The organism is Bacillus sp. LR--39 (assembly GCF_053613335.1).
The window spans coordinates 729,470-749,393 of record NZ_JBSIOT010000002.1; the positions used below are offsets into that span (position 1 = coordinate 729,470).

Sequence of the window (19,924 nt, forward strand, 5' to 3'; positions counted from 1 at the left end):
AAAAGCAAATGGGGCAAAATGCTCTGTTTGCTTTCTTTCGCAAGCCGCATTTTCATTGTCGCGGAACGCTCCTTTTGCTAAAATAAAGCGTATCGCACACATGAACGGTTTTTGCGGAGAGAGGAGGATAAGGCATGCCAAAAGGATCAGGCAAAGTATTATCGCAAAACAAAAAAGCAAACCATGATTACTTTATAGAAGAAACCTATGAAACAGGCATCGTGCTGCAGGGAACGGAGATTAAGTCCATCCGCGCCGGCCGCGTAAACATGAAGGATTCCTTTGCGAAAATCGAGCGCGGCGAAGTGTTCCTCCACAACATGCACATCAGCCCGTACGAGCAGGGAAACCGCTATAACCACGACCCGCTCCGGACGAGAAAGCTTTTGATGCACCGGAAAGAAATCAATAAGCTGATCGGCCTGACGAAAGAGAAAGGCTATTCCCTCGTGCCGCTGAAGCTGTATTTGAAAAACGGCTTTGCCAAAGTGTTAATCGGCCTCGGAAAAGGGAAGAAAACATACGATAAACGCGAAGATTTAAAACGAAAAGACGCCAAAAGAGAAATCGAAAGAGCGTTCAGAGACAGACAAAAAGGCTTCTGATGCATGAGCCTTGATGTGATGACTGCCCTATGCTATACTGTTCACACATCAGATTCACAGGCTGTTTATTGAAGACATTCCCAATTGAATTTGTCTGTGATCATGATATAATAACAGTACAGCCAGTTGAGCAAGAGCTTGATAGATCTCCCGTATACCCTTAACAAGGGGACGTTACGGATTCGACAGGGATGGATCGAGCTTGAGCTGCGAGCCGAGAGGCGATCTCGTTAACACGCACCTAAATATAACTGGCAAAACTAAAAGTTTTAACCAAAACTTAGCACTAGCTGCCTAATAAACGCAGCGAGCTCTTCCTGACATTGCCTATGTGTCCGTGAAGAGCACATCCAAGTAGGCTACGCTTGCGTTCCCGTCTGAGAACGTAAGAAGAGACTGACAGACTAGCTCTCGGAAGGCCCGCCCGCAGGCACGAAGACGAGTGAAACACAAAATATGCAGGCTACGCTCGTAGACGCTTAAGTAATCGATGTTTCTGGACGTGGGTTCGACTCCCACCGTCTCCATACATAACGCCAAACCACGCTGTTATCAAGGGTTTCAACGCCTTCGGTAACAGCGTGGCAACATTTTGGCAACATTTTAAAAAAATTCTTTGTTCATAAGCTCAACCATTTCCCTTTGTGCAGAGGGGTAAAGGTGGCTATATGTGTTTAATGTTTCTGCCACATTTTTATGCCCTAGTCTCTGAGCAATGACAAGAGGATTGCATCTATTATGAATCAAATATGATGCATGAGAGTGTCTAAATTCATGAATGAGGATTCTTTTGACACCAGACAGCTTTAAATATTTCTCGTATCGTCTATCTATTGTACTTGTTGCGATACTGTCATAAAACGAACCAAAAACCTTATAATCAGGTTTAACCGGCGCTAACTTTTCAGCGCTTTTTTTTATGCTCTTCAATAAGTCCATGACCTTTTGAGGTATCATAATCCTCCGGATAGATGACTTTGTTTTGGGTTTGGTAACTTCTCGGTTAATCGGCTTATTGTCGTTATCGGAATACAGGAACGGTCGGAGGTGCTGGGCATGAATCAGGCAGTCAATGCCGAAAGGTTTGAACTGGCTTTAGAAAATATGAATTATGAATGGTCAATGGTCCAGCTGAAAAGGTCGTTCAATACTGGCATGATGGGAAATCAATTCTTGATATGTCGGAATTATTAAACAGGGATTCGGATGAAATCATTTTGTTGGTCATGGATTTTGCAAGAAAAAACGTCCTGCCCGCCCGCAAGAACGGCTTATGCGCCAATAACAGGATAAGAATATCTGAGAAAACGATGAAAGATGAAAGAGAAAATGATTCGGCTACGCTATTTATTTGAAGAAAGCCCGGTGTATATCCCTTTTCAGGAACTAAACTTCATGTTTTATGACAGCGAAATCAGGCGTTTCCGGGAGCTATGGGCGGCAAATGAGTCTTATCTCAACATAGCAAAAGAGCAAAACGGAATGAAGACGAAACGTTATTCCTTATCATCAACCAAGCAAAAAGAGATCTCATAGAGCCGCGGGAATCCGGCTTGCTCGGAAGGGAAGCGACAGAAGATGCACGCAACAAGCAAAAGCTTCCGTTTTGAAAAAGAAACGGTCCCGAAACTTATGGTCATCGTGCAATATGAAGACTGTACCCCGGAGGTACGGAACGCGGCTTCGCAAATGTTGATGATGAAGGGAGTGGCAGACGTTGGGACAGGAAAAACGAAAGCATTTAATTGAATGGCTTTTGCTTATCGGCTCTTATGGCAGAGATTTTTTAGACCGAATTATCATATCTGGCGTTGTGTTTCGTAAGGATTTTTCAGGGGCTGGTTATAACTGGCTGAGGTCTGACAGCATTCCACTCGGCATGGATCAGGCGTTAAACCTAGTTGCGGATGAAGCTTTTGAAATAAAGGAAATCATTTGACGGAAACAAGCTTCAGTAGGATATAACGATTACAATTCCGGCAACCGGGAAAGATATTCAGCAGCTAAATACGGCAATGACAATTTCTGAAGATTGATTGTTACTTTCATTGGTGAAAAGACAGCCTTTCGGAGTTGTACAGCGTGCGTTAAAACGGTTAGTTTCCTGCTGAATAGGAGAATTATGCGAATAACAATATGTCTGACCGACCAACAAAGAAGATTAAAAAATAAAAAATTTGAACATTAGCCTCGAAATTTGATGAACGAAAATCAAATTTTATTGATTCAAAAATGTTTTGTGTTTTACGAATTAGTATATAATGTTTTTAACGAGAAATGAGAGCGGGGTTAATATGAAAATAGAAATAAAAAATTTGGGTCAAGTTAAACGTGCATCAATTGATGAAAAAGACTTAACAGTAATTGTTGGTGACAACGGCTCTGGAAAGACGTTACTCTTAGAGGCGAAGACCTTTATTGTTAATTATTATAAAAAGAATGCAGAAAAAATTATTCGTGACATTAATAGGAAATTTTCAGGCGATTTTGAGTTTGAGACAGATTGGTCCAACATTAGAAAATTTATTTCTGAAAGCATCGAAACTGTCAAAGTAGGAAGTAAAAACCCCCCATCTTCTAATTTTATTTTAGAGAACAAGCTTAAAAATCATGTGCTAGAAAATATAAATAAATTTATTAAGGAACAGTTTGAGGAACTTAAACAGCAAACAATTAATGAATTGAACAGGGAAATTCTTATGGTTGATGAGTCAGAGTTGGATTTTACATGGTTTGAGACTCCTCCAACCGTTTTTTCAGTTAATCACATTAAGTGTACCCTTACTTTACTGGACAAACATTTATTAATACTAGAGATGTCCTCTGAGGATGCTGAAGATTATGAAGTATTAAATTCAGTTATTATCAATTTGATCCCCAAAGAAGACTATATAATGAAAAGCTCTATGGATCCTGAGATTATCAAAGAAAAAGAGAAATTGTATGACCCGATAAATCAAATAAAAATTGCAATGAAAAATAATTTTATTTTTGGTTTTTTTAAAGAAATAACACATAGCGGCAATACACTTTATCTTCCTTCTGAGAGAAATTTATTTATGGATGATGCATTAACAAAGACTTTGAAAGAAAGTTACGATAGTCGTTATTCTTTTAACCGGAATAACTCAAAAATAAGATTTAGTGAATTTTTATTTAATATGGCGTACTTAAACCATAAGGATAGGTTAAACCGTCTTAAAAAAATGGATTTTGAATTAGAGCCAGAATTACAAAAAATATTCGGTGGTCAGATTGTCTTTGATGAGGAAGGAGATATAAAGAGTATAGTTAAAAAAGATGGGAGCACCATCAAGAGGGAACTTTTTTCTACAAAACAAAACAGGTTGATTCCATATCTTATAATAAATACACCTTTTATACATTACAGTAACGTGATTATTGAGGAACCCGAAGCCCATCTATCTTTAAAAAGTATAAGGGAATTATTGGGTTACTTTAAATTTTTAATTGATAGGGGGATTAAGATAACCATCACAACACATAGTGATGTATTCTTCAATCACTTGAACAATTTCATCTTAAAGGATAAATCGCTTGAGACTAAAGTTTATGAATTGAAGTTCTATGGTGATGAATCAATTCTTGAAGAAAAAACACTAACTGAGTTAGGGTATGAAATTGACCTGTTTACAGAAGAATTAAATAACTTGTATGATGAAACACTGTCTATTCAAGATAACAACGAACAGGCAGAAAATTGAGGGTAGATTTATGATTCCAACAATGTCTTTAATAAGAGAAAATGATATAATAACAATTGACAATAGTATTGACATTTCTGAATTTGTTAAAGATAAAAATGCAAAAATGGTATTGAAAATTAACAACGAATCAAATTCAGTCCTTTTTAAAGCTTTCTGTTATCAAAAAACGAAAAATCCAGAATCAAGCAGGTTGGATTTTTTCCATATTGATCAATTCCCTGATGGTATATTTTTTAAAGATAATGGAGATGGCACCTATCATTGTTATATATTCGAATTAAAATATACAGGATCCAATGACTTGCCTAAGCTAACTAAACAACTCTTCTCAGGGTATGTACATTGTAAATCCCTTTTATCTGTATTAGATATTGATATTACCAAAATTACTTATTCCTTTCATGTTGTTTTTGTCCGAGAAAACAGTAGTCAAGACAGGTTTAATAAAAAAGTGGCAGCTAGAAAAATTATACCTGGAAAAAAACTGAATTCGAATTCAGTTTTTGATAACTGGTTAAATAATTCTTTAGTTTATAGCACAAGTGAGTATGAAAAAATTATGAAAATTGATAAGGTAGTTTTGGACATTACAAAAGAAGAAGAAAAGTATATAGTACATTATAGTAATTTTATAATTTAAAAAGTTTCAAGATGAAGATGCCTGAGGACACTAATCGATGTACAGAGAGATCTGTACTTTGGGTCGGTGTCTGTTTTTTTAGCGATTGGAGAGACTTTTAAAAAGCTCAGAAGACCAGCTTTGAGGACAACTGATGTGATAGGACAAGGCTAAGAAGGAAAAAAGGCGGGGCTTTAAGAAAAAGTAAATGAGAGGGTAAATATATGAATCAATTAATATTAAATATTCCTTAGGTTGACGAAGAAGCAACAAAAAGTACCGGAAGATTTCTTGCCAAAAGTGACCGCAACATATAGCCTTGTCCCTCCCAGCTTTTCGAATGAATTTCATTCCTCCATAGAAGATGCAGCATTAAACGCATGGATTGGGAGGTTAAAAGGGAACAGTTTTTAAAGAGAATGCAAAGAGCGGTTAACCGGCTTTCCCAAAAGGAGCGGCAAATTCTTGTTATGCTCTATATGCAGAATGAAGAGATATTTTATGGGATTGTCTGACAGGCTGGATCGAACTTCCGCTGACTTTGGTGTGGAAGAATTTTGAGATCAGTCAGAAGGCATTGGGTTCGGATGCTGATGATGTCTTGGAGCTGTTTCAAGAGGCTCAGGAAGAGTTAGGGAATCGATTTGTCATTCAAATCGATCAGCCGTCAGCCAGGACAACGGACAGGCACTAAAAAGTGCGTACTTCCCCTCATCCATTTTTCTATCCGATAATAGGGACGGAAGGTTTCAGGCTTTCGATTTCTGTCCATATATAAGAAGAAACTTGCGATAGGGAGGAATGAATGATGGATTTGCAGTTGAAAGGGAAGACGGCGCTTGTGACGGGATCTACGTCAGGCATCGGGAAGGCGATTGCGGCTTCGCTGATTGCAGAAGGTGCGGCCGTGATCATTAACGGCCGCCGTGAAGAAAAGGTGAACGAAACGATCCGGGAACTAGAGAAACAGACGCCGGATGCCCGTCTCTATCCGGCCGCATTTGATTTAGGCACGGCGGAAGGATGCGGCGCGATTTTTCAGCAGTATCCGGATGTGGATATTCTCGTCAACAATTTAGGAATCTTTGAACCTGCGGAATACTTTGATATTCCTGACGAAGAGTGGCTCCGGTTTTTCGAGGTGAATATCATGAGCGGCGTGCGGCTGACACGCCGGTATGCAAAGCGGATGATTGAGCGTAAGGAAGGGCGGGTGATCTTTATCGCGAGTGAAGCGGCCGTCATGCCTTCTCAGGAAATGGCCCATTACAGCGCTACGAAAACGACGCAGCTGTCGCTGTCACGCAGTCTGGCCGAGCTCACGGAAGGGACGAATGTGACGGTGAATACAGTCATGCCCGGCTCCACGAAAACAGAGGGCGTCGAAACAATGCTCGAGTCGCTTTACCCCGGTGAAAACCTGAGTGCGGCGGAGGCGGAGAGACGATTTATGAAGGAGAATCGTCCGACGTCCATCATTCAGCGGTTGATCCGTCCGGAAGAAATCGCTCACTTTGTTGCCTTTTTAAGCAGCCCGCTGTCGTCTGCCATTAACGGATCTGCATTGCGGATCGACGGCGGCTTGGTGCGGAGCATTATATAAGATGAACGTACAAAAACCCCCGTAAAGCGGGGGTTTTTTTAATGCGGATCACGCTGAAACCGGCTGATGATCCTGCTGATTAAATCTTTTGTGGCGGAGTCAAAATGCTCTTCTTTTTGGTTTGTCAAAAGCCCGACCGGCGGAGAAATTGTTAAGTTATGGATCGGAATGACCTTCGTGCCCTCGATCGGTTCTGAGTGCGCCGTCGCCGTAAAGATTGAGACGCCGATATTTTCCCTGACATAGTATTGGTGAGCCATGCTGCTGGTCAGCTCCATTTTTCGATAGCGGCTGCCGATGGCCCGCTGCAGGTGCTGTTCAATTTGAATCCGGATCGGGCAATTGGCGGGCGTGAAAATCAGGCATTCATTTTCTAAATCCTCGAGATTAACGCTTGCTTTGGCGGCAAGGGGATGTCTGTCTGACACGATGACATTGAGCGAGTCATGGAAAAACGGATCGAAATAATTTTCCAGAATCAGCTCCGGCTCGCCGCATACGGCAAAATCAATGGCGCCCTCCAGCAGTTTGCGGCTGCATGTATTGGCATCATCCACGCTGATATTGACCGACATGTCAGGATAATCATGTAAGAAACCCCGCAGTACGGCAGGGAAGATCAGACTTGCCGTCGGTTCGGATATGCCAATCTGAATAAGGCCGGCCTGGCCCTGTCTGATGTCAGCCAGAGTATGGTCAAGCACCTCGTATTGCGCGAGAAGCTGCCCGGCCCGCTCATGAAACAGCCGCCCCGCCCTTGTCAGCTTCAGCTTCTTTCCCCGTTCAAACAGCTGCGCGCCTACATCCTGTTCCAGCTGTTTAATCCGCATTGAAATCGTCGGCTGTGAGTAGTTCAGAATTTCGGCGGCCTTATAAAAGCTGCCTGACTGTACGATCGTATGAAACGTTTTAATGGTGCGTAATTCCAACGAAATCCCCTCCCGGCTGTTCATTAATTTTCTTGAATCTTTCCTTTACTTTTTTTGATTAGTCAAATAAATCAGTTTGCTTTATAGTATAAACAATCAAAGCTTAGTAAACAAATTGGAATTATATATTTTGTGGGGAGAGTGACCGGAATGAGTGAAGACATATTTCGATTGGCTGAGAAAAAGGATGCGCCGGAGTTTTTAGAGCTGCTGTACAGCGCGTTTCAGCCGATCCGCAATTTGGAGATTGACTGGCCGTCGGCGCGGGCCGACATCGATATGGTAACTGAAAATATTGAAAATCATTCAGCCGTCGTGCTCGAACGGGACGGACGGCTTCTTTCAACCATTACGATCCGTTTTCCGTGGGAGAGTGACACGCCTCCGTCAAAATATCCGTTTGTCTGGTGGTTTGCGACGCTTCCTGAGCTGAAGGGGCAGGGCATCGGCAGCATACTTTTGACTTATGTGGAGGAACACGTGCTGCGGGATACGCTGAAGGCCCCGGCCATCACGCTCGGCACTTCGGCGCGCAAGCATCCCTGGCTTGTGGATATGTACAGACGGAGGGGGTATGAAGTGTATTTTGAGCAGGAGAAAGACGGAGACATCGGAGTCATGATGAGAAAGGTGCTCATACCGGAGCGGTTTGACGCGTCGCTGTTAGGCACACCGAGCTGGGCGCAATGATAAAAAAACGGATCAGAGCCGGCTGTCTGCTTCTGCTGCTCGGCGTGCTGGCCGGCTGCGGGCAAGGAGAAAGCACAAAAGCCGGGAGCGGCGTGCAGACCGTCATTGTCGGCACGGGAACTGATTTTCCGAACATTGCTTTTATGGATGAAAAAGGCGAGCTGACCGGCTATGACATTGAAGTGATGAAAGCCATTGATAAACAGCTGCCGCAATACAAATTTGTCTTTAAGACGATGGATTTCTCGAATCTGCTTACAAGTCTGGCAAACCGGAAAATTGACGTGATCGCGCACAATATGGCGAAAAATAAGGAACGGGAAAAGCGCTTTTTGTATCACAAAATCCCGTATAACTACTCGCCGATGTACATCACGGTGAAGGCGGATAATAACGCGATACACACGCTCCGGGATTTAAAAGGGAAAACCGTCATCGTCGGCGCGACGTCAAACGCGGCGGATTATATGACGGCATACAACAAAACCCACGGCAGCCCGATACATTTGAAATACGCCGGGCAGGGCGGCAATGACACAGCGAACCAAATGGAGACAGGACGCGCTGACGCCACCGTATCCACGCCGTTTGCCGTCGATTTTCAAAATAAGACGCACGGGTTCAAACAAAAGACGGTCGGTGATGTGCTGCTGGATACCGAGGTGTATTTTATGTTCAATAAAAACAGCCAAACCCTGGCGGACGATACGGATCGTGCGATTCAAAAGCTGGAGAAGGACGGCACATTGAAAAGGCTGAGTGAAAAATGGCTCGGCGCGGATTATTCAAAATCAAGTTTCACGAAATAACTGAAGCAGAAAACGGGGCGATCACATGAAAATAAGACTGGCGGTCATGTCATTAACAATTGCCGCAACGGCGGCGTTATCAGCCTGCGGCGCGGGCGGAGAGGCGGCAGCAGGCAATCAGAAAAACGTGAAGAACATCACGGTCGGCACCGGCACTCAATTTCCGAATATTTGCTTTATTGATGATAAAGGCAAATTGACGGGCTACGACGTTGAGCTGGTGAAAGAGCTTGACAGGCGCCTGCCGGACTATCGTTTCACCTTTAAAACGATGGATTTCTCCAACCTGCTTGTCAGCCTCAGCCAGCATAAAGTCGATATCGTAGCCCATCAAATGGAAAAAAGCGCCGAACGGGAGAAAAAATTTCTGTTCAATCAAGTCGCATATAACAACTTCCCGCTGAAAATCACGGTGCTTCAAGAAAACGGGAACATTCACGGCATTGAGGACTTGAAAGGGAAGCGGGTTATTACGAGTCCCACGTCAAACGGCGCGCTTGTGCTGAAGAAATGGAATGAAAAACACGACAGTCCGTTTGAAATCGCTTATGCCGGCCAAGGCTCCAACGATGCGGCCAATCAGCTGAAATCCGGCCGCGCCGATGCGACGATTTCAACGCCGTTTGCCGTCGATTTCCAAAACAAAACGAGCGCGATCAAAGAAAAAACAGTCGGCGGGGTGCTGTCAAATGCCAAAGTGTTCTTTATGTTTAACAAAAATGAACAAACGCTGAGCGATGACATTGATAAAGCCCTGCAGGAAATCATTGATGACGGCACGCTTAAAAAGCTGAGTGAAAAGTGGCTCGGCGCGGATTATTCAAAGGAGCAATATTAAGTGAAAAAGAGAGGGATCGGCAATGGAAAAAGCGTTTGATATCAGTATGATCTCATCCTTTGTGCCGACATTGCTCGGGTATTTGCCCGTCACGCTGTATATATTGGCGGTGTCTTTGCTGTTCGGCTTTCTATTGGGGCTGCTTTTGGCGCTGCCCCGCATCTATCGCATTCCCGTTTTGAATCAGTTTGCGAAGCTGTATATCTCTTTTTTCAGAGGAACGCCCATCATGGTGCAGCTGTTCATTGTATTTTACGGTATTCCGGCGCTCACGGCGCTCGCCGGAATTGATACCTCCAAAATGGACCCTTTGTATGCGGCAATCGCCACGTACGCGCTGAGCAGCGCGGCAAGAGCGGCGGAAATCATCAGGGGAGGTGTGAACAGCGTCGACCGCGGGCAGGCGGAGGCGGCGTTCAGCATCGGGCTGAACGGGGGGCAGACATTCCGGCGCATCATTCTGCCGCAGGCGCTTGTGCAGGCCTTTCCCAACATCGGGAATATGGTGATCGGTTTCTTAAAAGATACATCACTCGCTTTTTCGATCGGGGTGATGGATATGTCGGGCAGAGGACAGACCTTGATTACATCGAGCAATCATTCTTTAGAAGTGTATATCTCGCTTTCTGTTCTGTATTATGCGGCCGCCCTTTCATTTGAATGTGTCTTCAGATGGGCCGAAAAACGAATCAAGAAAGATGAGACGCGCCTTGTGACGGTTTTTGACATGAGCGCGCACGGCTGAAAAGGAGGGAGAACAGTGGAGCTGGACATTCCATTTATCGGCACTGCGATAAAACAAATGATGAAAACCGTTCCGCTTACATTGGCGATGACGGTCATTCCGCTTATTGCCGGATTTTTCATAGCTCTCGGCAATATCACGGTGCGTATATTCCGCATCAAATGGCTGCTGGCCTGCTCAGCGTTTTACGTGTCTTTTTTCCGCAGCACCCCGGCGATTCTCCATATCATGCTGATTTATTTAGGGGTTCCGCTGATTGCCGATCAATTCAGCCGCGCGTTTCATCTCGGCTGGTCGGCCAATCAGATTCCGGTAGCCGTGTTTGTCATCATGGCACTGTCATTAACGGCAGGCGCTTATATGACGGAAATTCTCCGATCCGGGATCATGGCCGTCGATACGGGGCAGGCGGAGGCGGCATATTCAATCGGCCTGACGCGGGGACAGATGATTCGGCGCGTGGTTCTGCCGCAGGCGTTCATGATATCTCTCCCGAACTTCACCAATATAGGCATCGGCTTTTTGCATACCACTTCCATCGCGGCAATTGTTGCGGTGCCTGAAATTACAGGAACGGCGACGATTGCGGCATCCGATAACTATGCGTTTCTGGAAGCATTTATCGGGGCGGCCGTGATTTATTGGGGATTAACGCTGATTCTCGAAGCTGTAAACAGTCTGGCGGAAAAAAGGGCAGTCAGATATCAAGGAGGCGCATTATGATCGAAATCCGAAACATTCAAAAACATTTTGGCAGTCATCACGTGTTAAAGGGGATCAATTTAAGTGTCCGGAAAGGAGAAGTCGTGACCATCATCGGCCCGAGCGGTTCCGGGAAAACCACTTTTCTGCGCTGCCTTAATTTACTTGAGCGGCCGGATGAGGGCGCCATTTCGCTGCACAGTGAAGTCATTAACTGCAAAAAGCCTGCCAAAAAAGACATTCTCAGACTGAGGAAACAGACGGCGATGGTTTTTCAGCAATATCATTTGTTTTCGCATAAAACGGCGATTCAAAATGTCATGGAAGGCCTGACGGTCGCAAGGAAAATGAAAAAACCAGATGCGTACGCCATTGCCGAGCGGGAACTGGCCAAGGTGGGGCTTCAGGATAAATTGCACGCCTATCCGAATCAACTGTCGGGAGGCCAAAAGCAGCGGGTCGGGATTGCCCGGGCGCTTGCTATTCATCCTGATGTCATGCTGTTTGACGAACCGACCGCAGCCCTCGATCCGGAGCTTGTCGGCGAGGTGCTCGAGGTGATGCTTAACATTGTGCGGACCGGCGCCACCATGATCATTGTCACACATGAAATGGAATTCGCCAGAAGAGTGTCCGACCGAATTGTGTTTATGGATGAAGGAGCAATCGTGGAACAAGGAACGCCTGAGGAAGTCTTTTACAAGACGAAAAAAGAAAGAACGAAGAAGTTCCTCCGCCGCGTGCTGCCTGATTACGGTTATGACATAAAAGAGCGCATAAAGGAGCCTGTCGTATGATTCGTTTAAGCATTTTAGACCAAAGTGTCACCGCGGAAAACCAAACCGCAGAAGAAGCCTTGCGGCAAACGGTGAAATTGGCTCAGGAGGCCGAACAATACGGATATGACCGTTTCTGGGCGGCGGAACATCATAACAATGAAGAGATAGCGGGATCAGCGCCGGAAATTGTTCTGGGGTATCTTGCCGCAAGCACGAAAAAAATCCGTCTCGCGTCCGGCGGGGTGATGCTGCAGCATTACAGTCCCTATAAAGTGGCGGAGCAGTTTCGGGTTCTGTCCGCCCTTGCTCCCGGCCGTGTGGCGCTCGGTGTCGGCAAAGCGCCCGGCGGATTTCAGCTGTCAACCGATGCGCTGCAGCGGGAGCTTATCCAGCCCGCCCGTTTGTTTGAAGAAAAGCTTGAGGAGCTGACTCATTTCATTCGAAATGATTTTCCGGACTCGCACCGCTATGCGTCATTGCGGCCGACGCCGCATACTGAGTATGCGCCTGACATCTTTTTGCTCGGCGGCAGCGCGGAAAGCGCGATATCCGCGGCCAAACTCGGCATTTCCTTCGTTTTCGCCTATTTCATAAACGGTGAAGAGGCTGCGTTAGAAAAAGCGCGCCACGCCTTTGACGAGCATCTGCCGAAAGGATCGAAGGCGGAATTTCACCTTGCGCCGATGGTCTTTACCGCGCATACAAAAGCAGAAGCTGAAAAACACGTGGTATCGCGTGAGTCGGTCAAAATCATTCTCAAAGACGGCAAAAAGGTGAATGTCGGTTCCCGGGAACAAGCGGAAGCGTTTCTTGAACAAGTCACGCAGCCGTATAAGCTGATCACACAAAAGACGGGTGTGATTGCCGGGACAAAAGAAGAGACAGCCGCCGAGCTGAGACGATTATCGGTTCAATACAGCATTACCGATTTTGTGATTTTGTCGCCTATCAAAAACGCTGAGGAAAAACGATTGTCTTACCGGCTGTTAAGCGAAGCGGTGCAGCCGGCCCCACAATTATAGGAGGGATGAACATGAGTCATGAAGTAAACGTAGTGGTCTGGAGCAAACAGGGCTGCTCCTATTGCGATGAAGTGAAAGGATATTTGCGGGAAAACGCCGTGGCATACGAAACAATTGATGTGACAGAACGGGATGAATTGCGTGACGTGCTGCAGACGAAGTACGGCATCCGTCATGTCCCCGTCGTTGAAATCGGCAGCGGTGACAGCCGTGCGTATCAGGCCGTTACTCAAGTCGGCATTGAACATGTAGAACGGGCGCTTGCCGATTACGAGGGGAAAAAGGGGGAGAGAAAATGAGCCGGACGGATCTAATTCAATTCGGAGCCATGATTCACGGTGTCGGCGGCACAACAGACGGCTGGCGCCATCCCGACGCCGATCCGACAGCAAGCACGAATGCGGCGTTTTACAGGCAAAAAGCGCAGACTGCTGAAAGAGGGCTGTTCAGCTTTGCTTTTATTGCGGACGGCTTGTTCATTTCTGAAAAGTCCATCCCGCATTTCTTAAATCGGTTTGAGCCGATCACCATTTTATCGGCGCTTGCCGCCTCTACAACCCATCTTGGTTTAATCGGCACATTTTCCACATCGTTCACTGAGCCGTTCACCATCGCAAGACAGCTGATGTCTCTTGACCATATCAGCGGCGGCCGGGCGGGCTGGAATCTCGTCACCTCTCCGCAGGCGGGAGCCGCGCGCAATCACAGCAAAGAAAGCCTTCCCGACCACAGCCGGCGCTACGCCATCGCCCAGGAACATGTGGACGTGGTGCGCGGTCTGTGGAATTCCTGGGAAGAAGATGCCTTCGTCCGCAACAAAGAAACCGGGCAGTTTTTTGACCCTGACAAACTGCATCGCCTGTATCACAAAGGCGAGTATTTTCAAGTGGAGGGCCCGCTGAATATCGGCCGGTCCAAACAGGGAGAGCCGGTCGTTTTCCAGGCGGGGTCTTCAGAAACCGGCCGGTCGTTTGCCGCGAGGAATGCAGATGCAGTCTTTACGCACTCCAATTCACTTGAGGAAACGAAGGCTTTTTATGATGATGTGAAGAAGCGGGCGGCGGATTACGGCCGGGACGCTTCCAAGCTGCGGATTTTTCCGGGAATCAGTCCGATTATAGCCGGCTCACAAGAAGAAGCAGAAGCGAAATACCAAGAATTCGCCGAGCTGATTCCCATAGAGAACGCTGTTAAGTATGTGGCCAGATTTTTTGACGATTATGATCTGAGCCGGTTTCCATTGGATGAGCCGTTTCCTGATTTGGGCGACGTCGGGAAAAACGCGTTTCAAAGCACGACAGACCGTATCAAAAGAGAGGCGAAAGCCCGGAATCTTACGCTGCGTCAAGTGGCGCGCGAAGCCGCGTTTCCGCGAACCAACTTTATCGGGACACCGGAACGTGTGGCGTCATTAATTGAAACATGGTTTCAGCGGGAAGCGGCGGACGGGTTTATCATTCATTCTGACATCCCGGGCATGCTTGAAGCCTTTGTGGATCAAGTCATACCGATCCTCCAGGAAAAGGGGCTGTACCGAAAAAGCTATCCGGCCGATACACTGCGGGGGAATCTCGGATTGGATATTCCGGCCTGCAGACCCAATCCGATTTTGAGCAGAAACTGAGGTTTCTGCTTTTTCTGCTGCTTGCCATTCCCGTCATTACAGCCTTTTTTAAAAAAATATACTGATTTCAAGATATTATTGTTGCTAAATGATTTTTTTGTAACTATAATTATTACAGAACTGATCAGTATAAAAAAACATTCATATTTCATAATAAATGTGTGTGTAATCTGAAAACGAAAGGGCTGTTTACAATGGCAAAAGTACTTTATATCACTGCTCATCCTCATGATGAAAAGACATCTTACAGCATGGCAACAGGAAAAGCGTTTATCGATTCTTATAAAGAATCAAACCCGAATGATGAGGTTGTACATATCGACCTTTACAAAGAGAACATTCCTCATATCGACGCGGATGTATTCAGCGGCTGGGGAAAACTTCAATCCGGCACAGGTTTTGAAGAGCTTTCTGAAAACGAAAAAGCGAAAGTCGGCCGTCTGAACGAGCTGAGCGATCAATTCGCGTCAGCTGACAAATACGTATTCGTCACACCGCTTTGGAACTTCTCATTCCCGCCTGTTATGAAAGCGTACCTTGATTCTGTGGCTGTAGCCGGAAAATCATTCAAATATACAGAGCAAGGCCCGATCGGTCTGTTGACTGACAAAAAAGCGCTCCACATTCAGGCGCGCGGAGGCTATTACTCTGAAGGGCCGGCGGCTGACATGGAAATGGGCCACCGTTACATCGGCATCATGATGAACTTCTTCGGCGTTCCTTCTTTTGACGGTTTAATCGTTGAAGGCCATAATGCTGAACCGAATAAAGCACAGCAAATTAAAGAAGATGCGATTGCCCGCGCGAAAGAAGCCGGAAAATCATTCTGATCTTAAAAAAACCTCCCCGCCGTACGGCTGGGAGGTTTTTCATATTAAAGGGCAATCGTCCGTTTTTGCTCGCTGCTTTTCATCGCCGCTTCAATGACACGGATGACATCGATGCCTTCTTTTGCCGTAACGGGAAGCGGTTTTCCGTTTAAGATGCTGTCTGCCAGCAGTTTGTAGTACGTAAGGTAAGAGCCGTTCTCAGAGGGGATTGTTTCTGTATGCCTTTTTTCATCCGCTGCGATTGTCAGCTCTCCGAAGTTGTCAGGGTCATCGGCGCCCCAGCTGTCGTCGATCGGCTTTTGTCCGGCTGAAAGCGCCTCTTCCTGTCCGTCCTTTCCGTATTTGATAAAGCTTGCATTCCGTCCGTGAATCTGATAGCGCGGGCCGCTTGCCGCATTCATGGAGCCTGATTGAAGAATGACCTGAAGCTTGCCGTAATGGAGAGCGGCCAGAAAATAATCGACGGTTTCACTGTTGTCCCGCTGTTTCATCACATGTGCCGTGACGGATTCCGGCATTCCGAAAAGCAGGAGTGTCTGGTCAATAATATGTGAACCGAGATCATACAGCGTTCCCGTGGCGGGTCCGTTTTTTTCGCGCCATCTTTCTTGTACAACCGGGTTGTACAGATCGTAGTTGACTTGATATGTATGAATGTCTTGAAGCGCCCCGTCCCGAATCAGCTTTTGTATTGTTAAAAAGTCATTGTCCCACCGCCGGTTGTGGTACACGCTCAGTAAGACGCCTTTATCTTCAGCCGTTCTTCTCAGTTCCTCCGCTTCTGCTGAAGTCGCCGTCATCGGTTTTTCCACGACGGTGTGTTTTCCCGCCAGGAGGCATTTCATCGCTGATTCATAATGCATTCCGCTCGGTGTCGTGACGATGACGAGATCAATGTCAGGATCACCGGTAATGTCTTCAATCGCGCGCACGGCTTCAGCCCCCGGCAGATCACGTTTGACCTCCTCCGTTCTGGAGGTCATGACTTTTTTGATCTGATAATGATCAAGGACGTCCAAAAGCGGCGCATGAAAAACTTTACCCGACAAACCATATCCCAATATGCCAACCTGTATCGTTTTCAATGAACTTCCCCCTCATGATATGTGATAACATTATATACCCCGCGGGAGTACTGGTAAAACTTGTGTGTTGAAAATTTTTTACACCGGATTTTCAAGTCTGTATAATGAAGATAACGAAGAAAAAACCGAGGTGGAAAATGGACAAACATACCGAACATCAATCGTTAAATCATAAAAGCGCCAAAGAAAAAGACCAGATCCTGAACCGGCTGAAACGGATTGAAGGCCAAGTCAGGGGCATTCAGAATATGGTGGATAACGAACGATACTGCGTGGATATTCTCGTGCAGATTTCAGCCGTACAGGCGGCCATGCAGAAAGTCGCGTTTCATCTGCTGGAAGATCACGCCCATCACTGCGTAGCCGGCGCCATTGAGAGCGGAAACGGGGAGCAGGCGATTGCCGAGCTGCTTGATGTTGTGAAAAAAATCGCAAAATCGTAAAATAAAATGTTTTGAAATACCCTACAGGGGTATGGTAACATGAAGAAGAAAAAACAAGACGTGGAGGGAATCATCATGGAACAAAAAACACTGCAAGTCGAAGGCATGTCCTGTCAGCACTGTGTCAAAGCAGTAGAGACCGGAGTAGGAGAACTGAACGGAGTGACGGCGGTTCAGGTGAAATTGGAAGCCGGACAGGTGGATGTGGCGTTTGATGAGAACAAAGTCTCCGTATCAGATATAAAAGACGCGATTGAAGATCAAGGTTATGACGTCGTATAGGATTTATCGCGCTGCGGAAACGGGCGCGGTTTTCTTTTATCATAATTATACCCCCCTGGGGTTTATGAAGAGAGATGAGGATATTGAGTGAACCGAAAGAAATGACCATTCAAGTGGGGGGCATGACATGCGCCGCCTGCGCTTCAAGAATCGAAAAAGGGCTGAAACGGATGGACGGGGTTAATGACGCTTCCGTCAATCTTGCGCTTGAGACCTCAAATATTACTTATCACCCTGACAAAATCGAAGCAAGCGCCATAAAAGAAAAAATTGAAAAACTCGGCTATCACGTCGTGACGGAAAAAGCCGAGTTTCAGATTGAAGGCATGACATGCGCCGCTTGCGCCAACCGGATTGAAAAGCGCCTGAACAAAATAGGGGGAGTTGACAGCGCACCGGTGAATTTCGCCCTGGAAACGGTCACCGTTGAATACAATCCGAAAGAGGTGACACCGAAAGAGCTGAAAGAGACCGTGGCAAAACTCGGCTACAGATTAGACGAGAAGAAAGCGGTTGATGGAGCCGGCGGATTTTCCCAAAAGGAGAAAGAGCAGCGAAAGCAGCTGATCAGGCTGATATTTTCTGCCGTTCTCTCCTTTCCGCTTCTATGGTCGATGGTCAGCCATTTTTCTTTTACTTCTTTTATCTGGATGCCGGATATCCTGATGAATCCGTGGCTGCAATTCGCGCTTGCCACCCCGGTGCAGCTCGTCATCGGCTGGCCTTTTTATATGGGAGCGTACAAGGCGCTGAGAAACAAAAGCGCCAATATGGATGTTCTCGTTGCGCTCGGAACGACGGCCGCTTACGCATACAGCCTGTACATGACGATTGCGTCTCTCGGACGAGACGGACATGTTGAGGGGCTTTATTATGAAACGAGCGCCATTTTGCTGACTTTGATTTTGCTTGGAAAGCTTTTAGAGATGAAAGCGAAAGGCCGCTCATCAGAAGCGATTAAAAAGTTAATGAAGCTTCAGGCGAAGACGGCGGCGGTTGAGCGGGAAGGGAAGGTACAGGTGATTCCGATTGACGAGGTCCGGACGGGGGACATCGTATATGTGAAACCGGGAGAACGCGTCCCTGTCGATGGCGAAGTGATTGAGGGCCATTCCGCGATTGATGAATCGATGATTACGGGAGAGAGCATGCCTGTCGATAAGTCTCCCGGAAGCACTGTCACCGGGGCGACGATCAATGCAAACGGCTTTCTCAAAATCAGAGCGGTGAATGTCGGGAAAGATACCGCGCTTGCACACATTATTAAAATCGTAGAAGAAGCCCAAGGGTCAAAAGCCCCCATTCAGCGGCTCGCGGATCACATTTCAGGCATTTTCGTCCCGATTGTGCTGGGGCTGGCCGTGCTGACTTTTCTCATTTGGTATGTATGGGCCGCGCCGGGACAGTTTTCTGAAGCGATCGGCAAATTCATCGCCGTGCTTGTCATTGCCTGTCCGTGCGCACTCGGGCTCGCCACTCCGACGAGCATTATGGCGGGCTCCGGCCGCGCAGCTGAATTCGGCATTCTTTTTAAAGGCGGAGAGCATTTAGAAAAGACCCAGCGTCTGACGACAATCGTACTGGATAAAACAGGAACGGTGACAAACGGCAGACCGGTTCTGACAGATGCCGTACCGGCAGAGGGAATGAACGAAGAGGAACTCCTGCGTCTGGCGGCGGCCGCCGAAACGGGATCAGAGCACCCGCTTGGAGAAGCCATCGTGTCAGGAGCCGAAAAACGGGGGATTGCCATCCCGAAAATCACCCGGTTCCAAGCCCGGATCGGTTCCGGAATATACGCCGAGGCTGACGGCAGAACGATTCTTGCCGGATCAAGACGGCTGATGGAATCAGAACACATTGAACATGAAGCGCTGCTTCCGCACATGGCCCGCTTGGAGGCGGAAGGGAAAACGGTGATGCTTATTGCGACAGACGGTAAAGCGGCGGGGCTTATCGCAGTCGCCGATACGATCAAGGAAACATCTCCGGCCGCGGTGAAACGTCTGAATGATATGGGGCTTGACGTCATCATGATGACCGGTGACAACAAAAAGACCGCGGAAGCCATTGCAAAAGCCGCGGGCATCGGCAGCGTGATCGCCGAAGTGCTTCCCGAACAAAAGGCGGCGGAAATTTCCCGGCTGCAAAAAGAAGGCCGGCGCGTGGCGATGGTCGGTGACGGCATCAATGATGCTCCGGCGCTGGCTGTGGCCGATATCGGAATGGCCATCGGCACCGGCACAGATATCGCAATGGAAGCGGCGGATATTACGCTGATCCGCGGTGACCTGAACGGCATTGCCGACGCCATCGGCATGAGCAGGCTGACCATGAGAAACATCAAGCAGAATTTAGGCTGGGCATTGGGATACAACAGCATCGGCATTCCGATTGCGGCGTCCGGCTTTCTGGCCCCGTGGGTGGCAGGCGCTGCCATGGCGTTCAGCTCAGTATCGGTCGTGCTTAATGCTTTGCGTTTACAGAAGGTGAAAAAAGACAAAATGGGCTGAGGCCTGTTTTGTCTTTTTTATTGACACTTTATTCAAAGCCTGCATATAATAGAGAAAACACATATATGAGTATATGTT

At 46.9% G+C, this 19,924-nt stretch carries 20 protein-coding genes, 1 other RNA gene and 3 pseudogenes; 21 read left to right on the plus strand and 3 right to left on the minus strand.

From position 1 onward, the window contains the following. Positions 1–134: 134 nt before the first annotated feature. Complete coding sequence (gene smpB / locus ACWHAR_RS13415) at positions 135–605, plus strand: SsrA-binding protein (RefSeq protein ID WP_003151688.1); 471 nt, start codon at positions 135–137, stop codon at positions 603–605. 167 nt (positions 606–772) lie between these two features. Continuing rightward, positions 773–1,135, plus strand: a transfer-messenger RNA (tmRNA) gene (ssrA, locus tag ACWHAR_RS13420). An 82-nt stretch (positions 1,136–1,217) separates the two neighbouring features. Here ssrA and ACWHAR_RS13425 read toward each other — a convergent pair. Beyond that, a pseudogene (locus tag ACWHAR_RS13425) lies at positions 1,218–1,610 on the minus strand (tyrosine-type recombinase/integrase); the annotation flags it as partial. Positions 1,611–2,322: 712 nt separating this feature from the next. On the opposite strand from ACWHAR_RS13425, the gene ACWHAR_RS13430 reads away from it, so the two are divergent. The 6 genes and pseudogenes from ACWHAR_RS13430 to ACWHAR_RS13455 all read left to right on the plus strand — a co-directional run bounded on the left by ACWHAR_RS13430 (position 2,323) and on the right by ACWHAR_RS13455 (position 6,555). Next, positions 2,323–2,544, plus strand: coding sequence for a hypothetical protein (locus ACWHAR_RS13430; protein WP_032876451.1), 222 nt, complete (start codon positions 2,323–2,325; stop codon positions 2,542–2,544). Positions 2,545–2,899: 355 nt separating this feature from the next. Continuing rightward, positions 2,900–4,330: an AAA family ATPase gene (locus tag ACWHAR_RS13435; RefSeq protein WP_032876454.1), complete on the plus strand. Its 1,431-nt coding sequence runs from the start codon at positions 2,900–2,902 to the stop codon at positions 4,328–4,330. A gap of 10 nt (positions 4,331–4,340) precedes the next feature. Continuing rightward, positions 4,341–4,973: a hypothetical protein gene (locus ACWHAR_RS13440; protein ID WP_032876457.1), complete on the plus strand. Its 633-nt coding sequence runs from the start codon at positions 4,341–4,343 to the stop codon at positions 4,971–4,973. 203 nt (positions 4,974–5,176) lie between these two features. Then, positions 5,177–5,452, plus strand: a pseudogene (locus ACWHAR_RS13445) (ArpU family phage packaging/lysis transcriptional regulator); the annotation flags it as partial. Beyond that, positions 5,452–5,646, plus strand: a pseudogene (locus ACWHAR_RS13450) (barstar family protein); the annotation flags it as partial. The pseudogenes ACWHAR_RS13445 and ACWHAR_RS13450, both read left to right, overlap by 1 nt. A gap of 114 nt (positions 5,647–5,760) precedes the next feature. Next, a complete protein-coding gene (locus ACWHAR_RS13455) occupies positions 5,761–6,555 on the plus strand; it encodes an SDR family NAD(P)-dependent oxidoreductase (protein ID WP_032876460.1) in 795 nt (264 codons plus the stop codon). A gap of 38 nt (positions 6,556–6,593) precedes the next feature. Here the strand turns inward: ACWHAR_RS13455 and ACWHAR_RS13460 are convergent, their stop codons facing one another. Beyond that, entirely contained in the window at positions 6,594–7,484 is an 891-nt protein-coding gene (locus ACWHAR_RS13460; RefSeq protein ID WP_032876463.1) for a LysR family transcriptional regulator, read from the minus strand. 150 nt (positions 7,485–7,634) lie between these two features. Here ACWHAR_RS13460 and ACWHAR_RS13465 point away from each other — a divergent pair, with 150 nt between their 5' ends. The 10 genes from ACWHAR_RS13465 (at position 7,635) to azoRB (ending at position 15,523) form a co-directional block, all read left to right on the plus strand. Further along, on the plus strand, positions 7,635–8,174 hold the full coding sequence (locus ACWHAR_RS13465) for a GNAT family N-acetyltransferase (protein WP_032876466.1): 540 nt from the start codon (positions 7,635–7,637) through the stop codon (positions 8,172–8,174). Further along, positions 8,171–8,983, plus strand: a complete 813-nt coding sequence (locus tag ACWHAR_RS13470; RefSeq protein WP_032876469.1) for an amino acid ABC transporter substrate-binding protein — start codon at positions 8,171–8,173, stop codon at positions 8,981–8,983. The genes ACWHAR_RS13465 and ACWHAR_RS13470 overlap by 4 nt, the downstream gene beginning before the upstream one ends. Positions 8,984–9,008: 25 nt before the next feature. Next, positions 9,009–9,821 (plus strand): amino acid ABC transporter substrate-binding protein, encoded by an 813-nt coding sequence (locus ACWHAR_RS13475; RefSeq protein ID WP_032876473.1) that lies wholly within the window; start codon positions 9,009–9,011, stop codon positions 9,819–9,821. A gap of 22 nt (positions 9,822–9,843) precedes the next feature. Continuing rightward, positions 9,844–10,566 carry an amino acid ABC transporter permease gene (locus tag ACWHAR_RS13480; protein WP_032876476.1) on the plus strand — a complete coding sequence of 241 codons (723 nt, stop codon included), beginning with the start codon at positions 9,844–9,846 and terminating at the stop codon, positions 10,564–10,566. A 15-nt stretch (positions 10,567–10,581) separates the two neighbouring features. Continuing rightward, complete coding sequence (locus ACWHAR_RS13485) at positions 10,582–11,289, plus strand: amino acid ABC transporter permease (protein ID WP_032876479.1); 708 nt, start codon at positions 10,582–10,584, stop codon at positions 11,287–11,289. Further along, complete coding sequence (locus ACWHAR_RS13490; protein WP_032876482.1) at positions 11,286–12,065, plus strand: amino acid ABC transporter ATP-binding protein; 780 nt, start codon at positions 11,286–11,288, stop codon at positions 12,063–12,065. The genes ACWHAR_RS13485 and ACWHAR_RS13490 overlap by 4 nt, the downstream gene beginning before the upstream one ends. Next, positions 12,062–13,069 carry an LLM class flavin-dependent oxidoreductase gene (locus ACWHAR_RS13495; RefSeq protein WP_032876485.1) on the plus strand — a complete coding sequence of 336 codons (1,008 nt, stop codon included), beginning with the start codon at positions 12,062–12,064 and terminating at the stop codon, positions 13,067–13,069. Before ACWHAR_RS13490 ends, ACWHAR_RS13495 begins: the two co-directional genes overlap by 4 nt. 11 nt (positions 13,070–13,080) lie before the next feature. Beyond that, on the plus strand, positions 13,081–13,368 hold the full coding sequence (locus tag ACWHAR_RS13500; protein WP_032876487.1) for a glutaredoxin family protein: 288 nt from the start codon (positions 13,081–13,083) through the stop codon (positions 13,366–13,368). Next, positions 13,365–14,693 carry an LLM class flavin-dependent oxidoreductase gene (locus ACWHAR_RS13505; protein ID WP_032876489.1) on the plus strand — a complete coding sequence of 443 codons (1,329 nt, stop codon included), beginning with the start codon at positions 13,365–13,367 and terminating at the stop codon, positions 14,691–14,693. The genes ACWHAR_RS13500 and ACWHAR_RS13505 overlap by 4 nt, the downstream gene beginning before the upstream one ends. A 194-nt stretch (positions 14,694–14,887) precedes the next feature. Further along, on the plus strand, positions 14,888–15,523 hold the full coding sequence (gene azoRB, locus ACWHAR_RS13510) for an FMN-dependent NADH-azoreductase AzoRB (protein ID WP_003151719.1): 636 nt from the start codon (positions 14,888–14,890) through the stop codon (positions 15,521–15,523). 44 nt (positions 15,524–15,567) lie between these two features. On the opposite strand, the gene ACWHAR_RS13515 is transcribed toward azoRB, so the two are convergent. Next, positions 15,568–16,608, minus strand: a complete 1,041-nt coding sequence (locus ACWHAR_RS13515; protein WP_032876492.1) for an oxidoreductase — start codon at positions 16,606–16,608, stop codon at positions 15,568–15,570. 137 nt (positions 16,609–16,745) lie between these two features. Between ACWHAR_RS13515 and csoR the strand changes: the two genes are divergently transcribed. The 3 genes from csoR to ACWHAR_RS13530 all read left to right on the plus strand — a co-directional run bounded on the left by csoR (position 16,746) and on the right by ACWHAR_RS13530 (position 19,846). Then, positions 16,746–17,051: a copper-sensing transcriptional repressor CsoR gene (gene csoR, locus ACWHAR_RS13520; RefSeq protein WP_003151723.1), complete on the plus strand. Its 306-nt coding sequence runs from the start codon at positions 16,746–16,748 to the stop codon at positions 17,049–17,051. A 75-nt stretch (positions 17,052–17,126) separates the two neighbouring features. Further along, entirely contained in the window at positions 17,127–17,333 is a 207-nt protein-coding gene (gene copZ, locus ACWHAR_RS13525; protein ID WP_032876972.1) for a copper chaperone CopZ, read from the plus strand. Positions 17,334–17,416: 83 nt separating this feature from the next. Next, entirely contained in the window at positions 17,417–19,846 is a 2,430-nt protein-coding gene (locus ACWHAR_RS13530; protein ID WP_032876495.1) for a heavy metal translocating P-type ATPase, read from the plus strand. Positions 19,847–19,924 lie beyond the last annotated feature (78 nt).

Excerpts from the sequence above, each read along its gene's own strand:
- ACWHAR_RS13475 (WP_032876473.1), top strand. The coding sequence starts at position 9,009 with ATGAAAATAAGACTGGCGGTCATGTCATTAACAATTGCCGCAACGGCG.
- ACWHAR_RS13435 (WP_032876454.1), top strand. The coding sequence starts at position 2,900 with ATGAAAATAGAAATAAAAAATTTGGGTCAAGTTAAACGTGCATCAATT.
- ACWHAR_RS13465 (WP_032876466.1), top strand. The coding sequence starts at position 7,635 with ATGAGTGAAGACATATTTCGATTGGCTGAGAAAAAGGATGCGCCGGAG.
- ACWHAR_RS13505 (WP_032876489.1), top strand. The coding sequence starts at position 13,365 with ATGAGCCGGACGGATCTAATTCAATTCGGAGCCATGATTCACGGTGTC.
- smpB (WP_003151688.1), top strand. The coding sequence starts at position 135 with ATGCCAAAAGGATCAGGCAAAGTATTATCGCAAAACAAAAAAGCAAAC.
- ACWHAR_RS13480 (WP_032876476.1), top strand. The coding sequence starts at position 9,844 with ATGGAAAAAGCGTTTGATATCAGTATGATCTCATCCTTTGTGCCGACA.
- ACWHAR_RS13455 (WP_032876460.1), top strand. The coding sequence starts at position 5,761 with ATGGATTTGCAGTTGAAAGGGAAGACGGCGCTTGTGACGGGATCTACG.
- azoRB (WP_003151719.1), top strand. The coding sequence starts at position 14,888 with ATGGCAAAAGTACTTTATATCACTGCTCATCCTCATGATGAAAAGACA.
- ACWHAR_RS13440 (WP_032876457.1), top strand. The coding sequence starts at position 4,341 with ATGATTCCAACAATGTCTTTAATAAGAGAAAATGATATAATAACAATT.
- copZ (WP_032876972.1), top strand. The coding sequence starts at position 17,127 with ATGGAACAAAAAACACTGCAAGTCGAAGGCATGTCCTGTCAGCACTGT.
- csoR (WP_003151723.1), top strand. The coding sequence starts at position 16,746 with ATGGACAAACATACCGAACATCAATCGTTAAATCATAAAAGCGCCAAA.
- ACWHAR_RS13490 (WP_032876482.1), top strand. The coding sequence starts at position 11,286 with ATGATCGAAATCCGAAACATTCAAAAACATTTTGGCAGTCATCACGTG.
- ACWHAR_RS13470 (WP_032876469.1), top strand. The coding sequence starts at position 8,171 with ATGATAAAAAAACGGATCAGAGCCGGCTGTCTGCTTCTGCTGCTCGGC.
- ACWHAR_RS13495 (WP_032876485.1), top strand. The coding sequence starts at position 12,062 with ATGATTCGTTTAAGCATTTTAGACCAAAGTGTCACCGCGGAAAACCAA.
- ACWHAR_RS13500 (WP_032876487.1), top strand. The coding sequence starts at position 13,081 with ATGAGTCATGAAGTAAACGTAGTGGTCTGGAGCAAACAGGGCTGCTCC.